This window comes from Algibacter sp. (genome assembly GCF_039977455.1).
Taxonomy (GTDB): Bacteria; Bacteroidota; Bacteroidia; order Flavobacteriales; family Flavobacteriaceae; genus Algibacter_B.
In genome coordinates this window covers 51,844-64,422 of sequence record NZ_JBDWDG010000006.1, presented here as the reverse complement: position 1 = coordinate 64,422, position 12,579 = coordinate 51,844, and the positions used below count along the sequence as shown (strand labels likewise).

At 34.5% G+C, this 12,579-nt stretch carries 6 protein-coding genes; all 6 read right to left on the bottom strand.

Annotated features, from left to right (window positions below):
* Nucleotides 1-14: 14 nt before the first annotated feature.
* Nucleotides 15-2,315, bottom strand: a complete 2,301-nt coding sequence (locus ABJM36_RS01030; RefSeq protein WP_348448266.1) for a family 20 glycosylhydrolase — start codon at nt 2,313-2,315, stop codon at nt 15-17.
* Between the two features lie 72 nt (nt 2,316-2,387).
* Nucleotides 2,388-4,505 (bottom strand): right-handed parallel beta-helix repeat-containing protein, encoded by a 2,118-nt coding sequence (locus ABJM36_RS01025; protein WP_348448264.1) that lies wholly within the window; start codon nt 4,503-4,505, stop codon nt 2,388-2,390.
* A gap of 8 nt (nt 4,506-4,513) precedes the next feature.
* Nucleotides 4,514-6,082: a sulfatase-like hydrolase/transferase gene (locus tag ABJM36_RS01020; protein ID WP_348448263.1), complete on the bottom strand. Its 1,569-nt coding sequence runs from the start codon at nt 6,080-6,082 to the stop codon at nt 4,514-4,516.
* The gene (locus ABJM36_RS01015) at nt 6,070-8,535 is read right to left on the bottom strand and encodes a prolyl oligopeptidase family serine peptidase (RefSeq protein WP_348448261.1); all 2,466 of its coding nucleotides are present in this window, start codon (nt 8,533-8,535) and stop codon (nt 6,070-6,072) included. Before ABJM36_RS01015 ends, ABJM36_RS01020 begins: the two co-directional genes overlap by 13 nt.
* Before the next feature lie 2 nt (nt 8,536-8,537).
* Nucleotides 8,538-10,211, bottom strand: a complete 1,674-nt coding sequence (locus ABJM36_RS01010; protein WP_348448259.1) for a glycoside hydrolase family 172 protein — start codon at nt 10,209-10,211, stop codon at nt 8,538-8,540.
* Between the two features lie 12 nt (nt 10,212-10,223).
* Nucleotides 10,224-12,557, bottom strand: a complete 2,334-nt coding sequence (locus tag ABJM36_RS01005) for a GH92 family glycosyl hydrolase (RefSeq protein WP_348448257.1) — start codon at nt 12,555-12,557, stop codon at nt 10,224-10,226.
* Nucleotides 12,558-12,579: the final 22 nt, after the last annotated feature.

Genomic DNA, 12,579 nt, shown 5'->3' with positions numbered 1-12,579 from the left:
CTTTTTATTTTTAACTAAAACCCTGTTACCAAACTATTAATTGCAGTTTTATCTTCACCTTGTAAACCATACCAAGCACTTATAACTCTTGGGTTATCACTTGGTCTATACGTTATTTTAATCGGATGCCATCCTGCCTTTAAAGCCACGTTACCGTAACGTTTTCTAGGTCCGTGCCAACCGCTATTATCTACTACTAACGTATCGCCTATGTATAAGTAATCACCGCCGTCAGAACGTGTTTCAAATTGGTAAATCCCATCTTTTTCGGCTTTAAAATATCCTGTAAAAACCATATTAACAGGCTTTTTTCCTTTAAAATCAGCAATATCAACGCTATCTACAGCTTCAAATTTTGATGTATTAATTGAAACCTCGTTTACTTTTTTACGCTTTCCTGTAATTAAAAAACGTTTTAAACCTTTTGTTTTTGGTTCTACACTTACTGCCGGTATAAATTGCTTCTTCTCAACTTTGGTTTTCTTAATATCATTAAAAATATCCCCTTTATACGCTCTAGCTTTAATTTCTACTGTATCGTTTACCACAAATGGTTTTGTGTATTTATTTGTTTCTTTTGTTGGTATAGAACCATCGGTTGTATAATAAATATCAACACCATCTAACGGATAAGCCAATTCTAATTTTACTTCGGTACTTTCAACCATTGCTAAAGTTTTATCTAAACCTTTTACAATAGGTATGTAATAGTAAACACCTAATTCATCAAATCGAGGGTATTGCGCCTCCACTCTAGAATTAAAAGCTTCAAAATCTTTATTTTCTTTTGATGCCCAAGCATTTTCTGCAACAGCTAGCATTCTTGGAAATGCTTGGTATTGTAAACGTTTAAAACTTGGAATCCACTCAGACCATAAATTAGCCTGAATTCCTAAAACGTTTGCCTCTTCTTCTACCGTAAAACTCTCAGGAACGGGCTCGTAATTGTATATTTTCTCTAAGGTATTTCCTTCATTCAAATAATCGAAATAATAGGCATCGGTTGGTGTAATAACTAATTCGTTTCCGTTTTCGGCCGCTTTTTTAGGGGCTTCTGGTCTCCAACCTCTCCACCACATTACGGCTGCATCTTTTGTTAAACCACCTTCAACAATTTCATCCCATCCCATAAGTTTTTTTCCTTTTGAATGTAAAAACTGCTCAATATCTCTGTTGAAGAAAGACTGCAACTCATGCTCGTCTTTTAAGTTGTTTTCTTTTATTACTTTTTGACAATGCGGACATTCTTTCCACGAGGCTATATTAACCTCATCGCCACCAATATGAATATATTCGTAAGGGAATAAACCAACAACTTCATCTAAAATATTTTTCATGAATTCGTAAGTACTGTCTTTACCCAAACATGCTGGATGTGTAAAAACGGTATCCCAACCCGACTGACCTGTACATGATAAAAATGGGTAGTTATCTATAGCTGCTTTAAAATGCCCAGGCATATCAATTTCTGGAACTACAGTAATACATCTATCATCGGCATAAGCAACAATGTCTTTAATTTGCTCTTGGGTAAAAAAACCGCCATATTTACGTTCGCCATCAATGGTTTTAAACTTAGCTTCATCAATAGTGTAAAGCTTATTTTCTTGAGCACGTTCTATACATATGGTGTCTTGATTGTTTGGAGTTCTCCAAGCGCCTTTCTCTGTTAATAAAGGATATTTTTTTATTTCAATTCTCCAACCTTGATCATCGGTTAAGTGCATATGGTACGTATTCATTTTATACAGTGCCAAATAATCAAGAAATTCTTTTACTTCGTTTACATCAATAAAATGACGACTTAAATCGTTATGCATACCACGCCATTTAAAACGAGGTTCATCTTCAATAGTAACGCTTGGTACAAACCAATCTACCGCTACCGTTTCTTTACTTTCTATTTCTACAGGAAGTAATTGACGAATAGTTTGTACTCCATTAAAAAAACCACTTTCATCGGTTGCTTTTATATTGATTGACGTTGGCGTTACAACTAACTTATAAGCTCCTTCTTTTAAACCCTCAACAGTTTCGAAAAGAATAGCGCCATCGGCAATAGAATTTTGCAATTTTAAATTAAAACCAGCCGCTTTCCTGAATAAACCTGTTAAATAATTAGCTGCCTTTTGCTGACTTTCATTATTAGTAATAAGTTCCGTATTAGGTTCAATTTTAAAAGACCCTTTATTTAAATTCAAGCTTGATGGTTTAGGAATAATAGAAACCTGCTCTTGTGTAAAAGATGGGTTTGGTTTTTGCGTACATGATGCAAAAACAATGGTTAACACCATTAACACTACATATTTTTTCATACGTTCTTGAATTATATTTCTGTTAGTTTTTTAATTTCTTTTAAAGCTGAAGATAAAATCAGGTTATTAATTTTATCCTCTACTTGGGTTTAATTTCATGTTTTTCTGAACTGTCAAATCAAAACTCTCCTTTATTGCATTGGATAATTTTGCTTTTTCCTTCCAAGCCTTATCGCTTAAAACACCAGCTTCGGAATAATTAAAAGGTTTAAAATCTATTTTTTTATAACTTCTTTTATTCTGAAACCTAAAATCGGATTGCAACGGGTTTTTAAACCTTGGGTTTACTAAAAAGCTATGTTCATCAAAACCTTTTTTCTGCCAATCTTTAAAACTGTGCTTATTGAAATCGTATTTATTTCCATTTTCATTCCAATATATATTGTTATCGATATCTGCCACTACATCGTCCCAAGCCCCTTTAGCAACCATACCTTCATTAAACAAAATAATATTATTTGTAAATGAAAACGATTTATGATCTTCCGCTATTGTACATTGTAATTGATACTTTTTAGCGTAAGCCAATATGTTGTTTTTTACGATATTTCCTTTGCCGTAATTCTGCTGAAATCCACCTGTTTTTGTGTTATAAACTAAATTATTTCTAAACACAATTCCAGAGGAACCTTCATCGGCATACATGCCCCAGCCACCGTAAGAATACGAATGTATATGATGAATCAAATTATTTTCGACCACGGTACCTTCTGAAGCTCCCAAAGTATAAATTCCGGCCATATCGCTCAGTAAATCCCAACCAATATGGTGGATATGATTGTATGAAATGATATTACGTTTAGCTAAACTTGGCTTGTAACCCCAAACCCATCCAACCGATATTCCGGTGTAATAAAAGTTAGCAATATCGTTATGTGTAATTTTATTATCCGAACTATGACCAACCCAAACTGCAACGGCCGCAGGAAATTCTTGTCCTCCAGATTTTATAATATTATTATTTACGGTTATATGGTGCGTGTGCAAATTATTTTCTAAAGGTTTAAAATCGCCTAAATAAACGCCTCCTCCGCCAATATTGTGAATATACGTTTCTTCTAAAGATGAATAACTACAACCTTTACCAATCCAAATGGCATGCTGACCAACATTTGAAACTTCGCAGTTTGTAATGCTTATATTTTGGGCCCCTTCAAGTAGAATAGCTGCATTTAATTTTGCTGCTGCTTGATTTGGTTCCGATCCTGTTGGCGGAATTTTATAATGACAATGTTTAAAACTTAACCCTTGAAAATAAACATGCTTAACCCATTGATTTGTATTGGTATTACCAGAAATCGTTACTAAATTCTCGAGAACAGGTGCAATTATCTCCGTGTTTTCTAGCGTTTCGCCAATTTGAGGTTTATAAAATAATGTGCCTTTATTATTTAAAAACCATTCCCCAACCGTATCAAGAGCGGCCTTGTAATTTTCAAGAACTAAACGAGTTCCTTTTTTTAAAGGATTCCAAGGTTTCATACCTTTTCCGGAAGTTACTATACTAAGACTATCAAAATTTAAAGCATCTATGTGTCTTAATGTATAATCCCATTTATGAAAGGCCTTAAAACGTAGGTTTTCAAGCTCCTCCTCTTTTGTTTTAGATAGCAGATTAAAATCTTCTTGGTTTAAAAAAACGTTTTGTTCCGCTCTTTGCGCTACTTTTGAAGCCCCTTGTTTCCAAATTTGTTGAATTACCGTATCTATTTTGATAAAACCCGTATTAGGCGTTCTTGCTAAAGTTGCACGTTTATTATTAACATAAAGCTGATCGAATTTCCATTTATAATATGCCGTTTCGGGTATTGTAGTTTGCCATAATCCGTCTTCATTTTTAGTAAAACCTGTTATTATTTTACCTCCACTAAAAACAGGATGCGCTCCTTCTTCGGCTTTATAAATTATTGGATATTCTGCTGTCCCGCTATCTTCAGGTAATAAAACTAGAGGTGCTTTCATGAAATAAACACCATCCTTTATAACCACTTGAAAGCTTTGTGCTATAAACGATGGGTTTTTCTTGATTTGCCTTATCGCATTTCTTGCGCCTATTAATGTGGCTAATGGTTCGGTTTCTGTTCCTCTATTTGCATCATCACCTGTTGTTGAAATGTATATTTTCTGTTGTGCATTAACACTTAAACAACATAGCAATAATAAACAGGATATGGTTTTAAATACATTCACGTTATTTCTTATTTTTTGGTTTCAACAGCATGTTGAGACAACTTTAAAAACTGCTCTTCTGTCGCTAATCCCATCATATTAGTTTTACGATGTTTTAAACGGTTTACTGCTTTATCTAAAAATTCGGTTTTTACATCTGTTGGCAATCCTGGTAAGTTAGTATATGTTGGATTGTTATCTAACTTTGGAAACGCATCTACTTGTGTTTTAAATTCACTTAAAACAGGTTTCATTTCTGCATCACCTATTAAGTTTTCGGTTTCATACGGATCATTTTCTAAGTTGTACAAACGGTGAATGTTCTGTAAGGTATCAACATAAACTTTATACTTTTCATTTCGTAGTACACGATCTCTAAATTGCATGGCGTTTTCTAACCATCCTTCCTTATTAATATGTGCTGGTAACCCACCCATAGAAAGCATATAATCGCGCTCGCTTTTGGTTGCTTTATCAGTTAATACATTTGCAAACGAATGCCCATCAATTTTATATTCTGGTTGTTGTTCTACACCTGCCAAATCTAACAGTGTTGGTAAAACATCCGTAAAATCGACTAATGCATTTGTTGTAAAATGTTTGTTATCTGGTGTTTTAACTATAAATGGCGAGTTAATACCGTTTTCGGTTAAATAAGCTTTTCCTCCTCTAATATACTTCCCGTTTCTTTTTCCTATAATTGATGGCGAAGTTCCATTGTCTGTCGTAAAAACCAAATACGTATTATCATCTAATCCTGTTTGTTCTAAATTATCAAGAATTTTTCCGATTATAAAATCGGTATAACGCACCATTGCTAAGTGCTTTTCGTACTTTGGTTTTGCTTCGGGCTCATTTGGCGTGTGTACAAAAGGTGAATGCGTTAACACCATTGGATAATAAATGCAGAACGGATTTTCGTTATTCTGATTCATAAAATCGATTACAAAATCTGAAAATATATCTGGACCAAATTCACCTTCATAAGTTTTACGACCCTCTTTTGTAATAATGTACGGATCCCAATATCGGTTATCGCTAGGTGCATTTCCAGATTCATAACCTGTCCACATACAAAACGCATCAAAACCTGCTTTTTGCATAGCGTTTGGCTCTATACGAAAATCGTTTATTTGCCATTTCCCTGCTATACACGTTTTGTAACCTGCATTTTGCAAAGCTTTTGCAAAACTTGGATTTTTATCCGCATCAAAATTTGCACCATGTCCCCAACGTGGCACATCGTAATGGTTTACCCAACCATTGCTGTAAGGGTATTGACCTGTTATTAATGCCACACGACTTGGTGTACATTGTGGCATGGAGTACACATTGTTAAATTTAATACTGGTATTTACTAGTGCATCAATTTTTGGAGTGATAATTTCTGTCGCGCCATAGCTAGGAAACCATTCTTTACCTAAATCGTCAACCATAATAAAAATAAAGTTTGGTTGCTTTTCTAGTACTTCTGCTTTAGCAATTTCATTTAATTTCTTTGCTTTTTCTTTACAAGAAAACAACGCGAAAACTAAAGTTACAAGTAATACACTTTTAATGATGCATTTTTTTAAAAAACCAGTATTTATTTTTTCCATTCAATGTCTCCATTTTCTAGGCTCCAATCATTTCCTAAATAGCCAACACCTTCAATTCCATCAATACCATTAGAAAATACATGAGATGAAAAAATCATAACATCAGGTGTATCTGTTCCCGACCCAAAATATTTGTTTGGTAATGTAGCTTTAAAACCATTTAATCCGGTTCCTGTAATTACGGAAACCGATGCCGTGTTACTATCCATTCTTGGGTAAGTTAAGTAGGCACCATAATGGTCGCCTTTAAATGTTTTAGTGCCAACTTTTATTTCGTTGCGTTTTACTTGAACAGGACTTTGTTTTAACAACAATTTCCAAGCACTGTTTGTAGATGCGTTACCGTAAAGAATAACCGAACGATCTTGATATTTTTTAAGAGAAAATTCTTTATCAGAAATGATATCGATAGATCCGTTACCGCGATAATAAAACGTTTCCGCATCAAAACGTGCTTTGTTAAATGCCCAATTATTTTCAGCGTCATTACCTTTGGTTCCATACACAAAAAGCATATTGTTTTTAAAAGCCTCTTTAAAATTACCGTAACGGTTAGGATTTTTTTCGAAAGTGCTTGTTGGCGCTTCACTTAAAGCCCATGTGTTATTTACTTTCTCGAACCACGCTTCTTTTCCTTTTTTTGACGCTAAATTATTAAATGCAACACTATCAATAGTTATATTTAATGTATCGGAAGTTGCCGTATGTTTTAAATCGACTTTAAATTTCTTTAAGTTTTCTGTTTCAATAGAAATATGACGCGTTTTTAAAAACTCATCTTTCTTAATTTGTTTTTCTGTTCTAATATTTTGAGTGGCCTTAACACCTGAAAATTCAAATAACTTTTCTTGTTGATATAAGGTGACATACCTACTTTCTGAAGATACGCCAGGATTAACCGTACGGAATTCAAAGGTTTTCACCACATCATTCTCTGGATTGGTATGCCATTTGAAATAATCGAAAATGGTATGAAAATCGATACCAAACCAGTGTTTTTTATCTTCATATTCTAAATATGCAAAGTCAGGATGAAACTCAGCCAAATGCTTTTTCATAAAACGTGCTTGGTCTACCGAAACCACATCATCGGCATCACCATGCTGAATATAAACACCATGATGTAAATAATTTCTCGACAACTCTAAAGTATGACTGGCATAATTAGATCGTGTAAACATGTGCTCTAACGCAGATTCTTCATCTCTTTTTTCTTTACCAGCATAAGAAAACAACGAGTACCAACCTGAAATAGGTGCAATAGCCGCCCATTTATTAGGAAACGTTGCTCCTAAATGCCAAGTTCCGTGGCCACCCATTGAGTGTCCTGTTAAATACGTACGCTTTGGGTCTGTGCCATACATATCTTCAGCAATTTTTTGAACTTCCATAGCATCCCAACGTCCCCAATCTTCCCAATTGAATCCAAAAGGTCTTCTGTTTGTTGGAGCAAAAACATGTCCCCAATCTTTTGCTTTATAAGATGCTGCTTGATTTCTAGCCTCAACACTTGCTCCATGAACAGATAAAAACATCGCTGGTTTTTCATCTGTTTTTAAATCGCCTTCTTTAACCGAAAAATATTGTACACTCCCATCAATACCCGAAATAAAGGTTCTAGAATAACGGTCTTGTGGTGTTTTTACCTGGTATAAAACTGATGTTTCATCAATTAATTTGTTACTGTCATAAAGTTTTAAATGTACACGTACGGTATCTTTTTCTGTGTACGAATCTTTTACATTATAAGCCACCTTACGCATCGCTAGAGGTATAATTGAAGATGTTTTTGTTTCTAATACCTTTCCGTTAGCTTCAGCTACAATTTTAAGGTTTTTCAATGCTTTTTTTGAGGTATTTAATATTCTAACCGATCCAATTTTTGTATCATTTTCCGTAGTTAAAAAATCTGGAATGGTCATGTCTCTTTTTAGAAAGTAAACAGGTTTTACAATTGGTAATAGTTGCATATTAACCTGTCCGCGACCACCCTTTACTAAAAACGTATTTTCACCTTTTTTAACTTCAATAGGGTGAAATATTAAGTGTTTATTATAAACATCACCACCACGAGGAATTCCGTTTACAAAAACTTCATTATGACCAGATATTTCTAAAATTCGGAGTTCCTCTACTGGAGAGTTGTAGGTTACATACAGATAACCTCCTCTTAGTTTTCTACTCTTAAAAACACCTTTTTCATCGGCTGATGCTTTTTCCCATTTTTCGGTTTCACCTCTTCGATTAACCCCAATACTATCGTTTTCTTTTGGTGTATAATTTTTAAGTGTAATAAAATCGTAAAAGACAGGGTCTTTATAAATAATACTTCGTCTAGATTGTTCTGTAGATCCAACTATTAAACCTTTTGTTAAAAGAATAGTGTCTTGTGCTAATGAAATGAAGGTTGAAAATAATGCTATTAATAGGGTTGAGAGGCTTTTTGTTTTCATTATTAATTAATTAGTACTTTTTCTGTTTTTATAAGTTTTAAAATAGCTTCTGAATCTGCTTTTCTGTTAGATGTTGTATTTGAATCACCATACCAATACACGCCTACACCGTATTCCATATCGCATTTGGTCCAACTCCAAATTTCCATATCTAATTGAAGTGAACTACCAAAAGGCATACCATCTAAAGCACGTGTACGCGTTTCTGTACTGTATTTTTGTGTATTTCTGTCGCCATATTCAGCTTCAGTTTTTCTATTATTTTTATTGTATTTGTTAGAGTTTGGTTGCGCATGAAACGGGTGTTCATAAAAATCGTTACTCATTCCTCCCCAAGAATAACCGTAGTAATCTTCGGTTCCTGTTCCAAATATCGATGGAAAATCTTCACCATCAACCCAAATTTTTTCATCGCCTTCACCCCACCATCTTTTTACAGGGTTCCAAATGGTTAATGCATCACCAACATAAACACCTTTACCTTTTAAGGTTACATAATTCCAATCTGAAAACGGTCTTGTTGCAACCGGATATTCACCTTTAAAAGCCGCATTGAAATACATACTATTTTGCTCCCATGTATAATTAGAAACCGTAGCATTAAGTTCTACGTTTACTGGTTGCTCACCTAAATTAACTACTGAAATTTTTCCTGATTTTTGATAAGGCATAATCCATCTGCTAGACATTGTACCGTCACTAGCAACTGTTCTGTACCAACCTTGAAATGGATTTAAACCAATACCGCTTCCAAAAAAATCACCGATTGGGCACCAAACCGTTTGTTTATCATCAAACTCCATTTTTAAAACTACCGAGCGTGTAACGGTAGAATCTTTATAGTCTTCCAATTTTAAAGATAAATTGCGAACTGCGTTTGTACCTTCAGTTAATGAAACTGATTTTTCTTCACCTTTATTTAAAGTTTCTACCAACTTTAATGTGTTTCCTTCTGAAGTGTTTTTAGGCGTTAACAAAGTTTCTCCTACTGTTTTTATTAAAGCAGTTTCTTTTTTAAATTCTTCTAAACTGAAAGTTTTAATGTTCGTTCCTGCATCGTATTCACGATAGGTAAATTGATAGAAGAAAGGCTTCTCTGTTACTGTAATTTTACAGCTTTTAGCATACGGAATAGGAAAAAACGATACTGCCGATCTTAAAGATTTATGCGCAAACGGAAAAGGAAACAAACCTGTACCGTTTAAAAGCCCAAGCATATTACCCTGCAAAGTTGGTTCTTTGGCACCGTCTAAATATATTTTAATAATACTAGTAGTATTTGGTTTTTTGGCATTTAAAAATGGCATCCAAGTACGTACAATAGCTCCCGGACCTTGATGATCCATCATTACCCATTCTTTTTGACCGTTAATATCTTCAACTCTAATAAAATTGACATCCTCTTCTTTTTCTTTTCTGTTGAAATCTTGGTTTATAAACCACCCTACAGTATCATTAGGTGTTTTTGATGCTCTGTTATAACTACTTTCTTGTTTTAAGCGAAAGTTGTTTTCTGGAAAGCGAGAAATGGCATCACGATCTACCATTTCGTTTAATAATGATGAGATATTTATGCTGGTTTCTTTCTTTTCATTTTGAGAACAGGAAATGAATAAGCAGAGGCATAATACAGTTAATATACTTTTTGTTAATTTAAACTTTAATGCCTCTTTCATCCCTTTTAATTTTTATATTTTAGGTTCTATACCCATGTCCATTTCTAAAACACCGCCAGAAACGATTTCTTCATGGGTTATATAATATCTATCTAAAGCCTTTCCGTTTAATTTTAAAGACTGGATATAAATGTTCTCTTTTGAATTATTATGAGCTACAATTTTAAAAGTTTTACCGGAGTAATAATTGCTATCTAATTTTATTTCAACTTCGTTAAAAACGGGACTCGTTATTTGGTATTTATTATCACCAGGATTTATGGGATGAATACCTATTGAAGCTAAAACGTACCAAGCAGACATTTGCCCAACATCTTCATTACCACATAAACCAAAAGCATCTATACCATAAGCCTTTTCACAAATTTTACGTGTATATTTCTGCGTTAAATGAGGAGCCCCCGCTTCATTTAACATAAACGGTACGTGATGCACTGGCTCGTTAGGATGGTTATAATAATTGTTCCAAAGGAAATCTTCTGGTGTGTTTTCAAAGAAAGACATCAATTCATTTTTAAAAGCGTCTTCGCCTCCCATTAGTTCCTTTAAACCATCTATATCATGAGGTACAAACCACCCCTGCTGATAAGGATTACTCTCTATACAACCTTGACCATGTTTCGTTTTTCCTTCCCAAGGTAACCAAGTACCAGAACTATCTTTAGCTCTAAACCAATTGACTTCTTCGTTCCAAATATTTTTATAGTTTTTACTTTTTTCGAAGTAAGTTTCTGCAATATTATTTTTATCTAAGGATTTCGCCATTGTTGCCAAAGCCCAATCGGAATACGAGTATTCAAGGGTTTTAGAAATATGCTTATTCGAATACCCTAATTCGCCATTACCTGTATTGTTTACCGTATTTAACGAATATTGAAACGCCTTTTCAACATCGTAATTACGAATCCCTTTTTGGTACGCATCGTTAATAACCGAAACAGCCGGATTACCTAACATGACGCCAGAATAGGAGTTTAACATTTCCCAACGTGGTAAATAACCACGTCCGCTTAATTCTGCCATTTGTATCAACGAATTAATTTCATCGTTAACCAAACTAGGATTAATTATGGTTTGTAATGGAAATTGTGAACGAAATACATCCCAACCACTAAAAATAGTACGGTATGTAAAATCATCTGTTTGATGCACTTTTTTATCGGCACCAATATAATTCCCGTTAACATCAGAAAATGCACGAGGGTCGATTAACGTATGATACAACGAGGTGTAAAAAATGGTTTTTTCGGTATCGGTAGCACCTTCAACAGCAATATTATCTATAGCATTACTCCATAAATCGCGAGCCTCTTGCCGTGTTTTATCGAAATCCCAATGGTTAATATCGTGTTCTAGGTTTTCTTTGGCACCTGCAATACTAACGAAAGAAATACCACTTTTTACTAAAACCTCTTCACCTACTTTAGTGCTAAAATTGGTATAAAATCCAAGGTGTTCGCCTTGCATTTCAGTTTTATCTGTATAAATTTTTGCATTTTTAATAGCATCTTGATAATTATCTTTTCTTATCCAACGCATTTTTCGTTTTACATCTGGTAAATCGGCACTCCAGATACCATAATCTTTTAACGGCTTACTAAACTGGCAGTAGAAATACACAACATAATCGGCATTACCAGCACCAGCTCCCCAACCTCCACCTTCTGGCGGACATTTCATCCAACCTTCAATGGTGTTTTCGTTTACGATCTTTATATACTGCTCTGTTGAAGTTCCACCAACACGACGTGCTAAGTCGATTTGAACACGAGAACTATCACTTTCTGGATATGTAAAACGAATAATTCCTGCTCTTGGCGCAGAGGTTAATTCGGCCTTAACTTTATAATCGTCTAAAGTAACCGCATAATAACCGGCTTCTGTAGTTTCTGTATCATGAGAATAACGTGAACGATACCCGCTTTCTGGTGCTTTAGCTACACCACGGTTAGTTTGTAGTTTACCAACGGTTGGCGTAACCAAAAAATTACCCAAATCACCAAACCAGCCAATACCACTCATGTGTGTAAAACTGAAACCTTCCATCGTTGAGTGCTCGTATGAATATCCAGGACCATTATCGCCATCAGAAACTGTATCTGGACTTAGCTGAACCAGACCAAAAGGTGTTGCCGAACCTGGAAATGTTTTTCCAAAACCATGAGCATCTTTTGATTTTTTCCCATAAGTTACCGCTCCAATAATAGGATCTATATAATCTACAGGTTGTTTAGCCTCTTCTACAGCAAGAGCATCTTTTGTTTTTGAAGACGAACAAGCTACAACAAATAACACACTTAGTATTAGGCTAGAATAAACCAATATTCTCATTTTTCTAATTCTCATATTTTTCGTTGTAATCTTAATT

Excerpts from the sequence above, each read along its gene's own strand:
- ABJM36_RS01030 (WP_348448266.1), bottom strand. The coding sequence starts at position 2,315 with ATGAAAAAATATGTAGTGTTAATGGTGTTAACCATTGTTTTTGCATCA.
- ABJM36_RS01005 (WP_348448257.1), bottom strand. The coding sequence starts at position 12,557 with ATGAGAATTAGAAAAATGAGAATATTGGTTTATTCTAGCCTAATACTA.
- ABJM36_RS01020 (WP_348448263.1), bottom strand. The coding sequence starts at position 6,082 with ATGGAAAAAATAAATACTGGTTTTTTAAAAAAATGCATCATTAAAAGT.
- ABJM36_RS01015 (WP_348448261.1), bottom strand. The coding sequence starts at position 8,535 with ATGAAAACAAAAAGCCTCTCAACCCTATTAATAGCATTATTTTCAACC.
- ABJM36_RS01010 (WP_348448259.1), bottom strand. The coding sequence starts at position 10,211 with ATGAAAGAGGCATTAAAGTTTAAATTAACAAAAAGTATATTAACTGTA.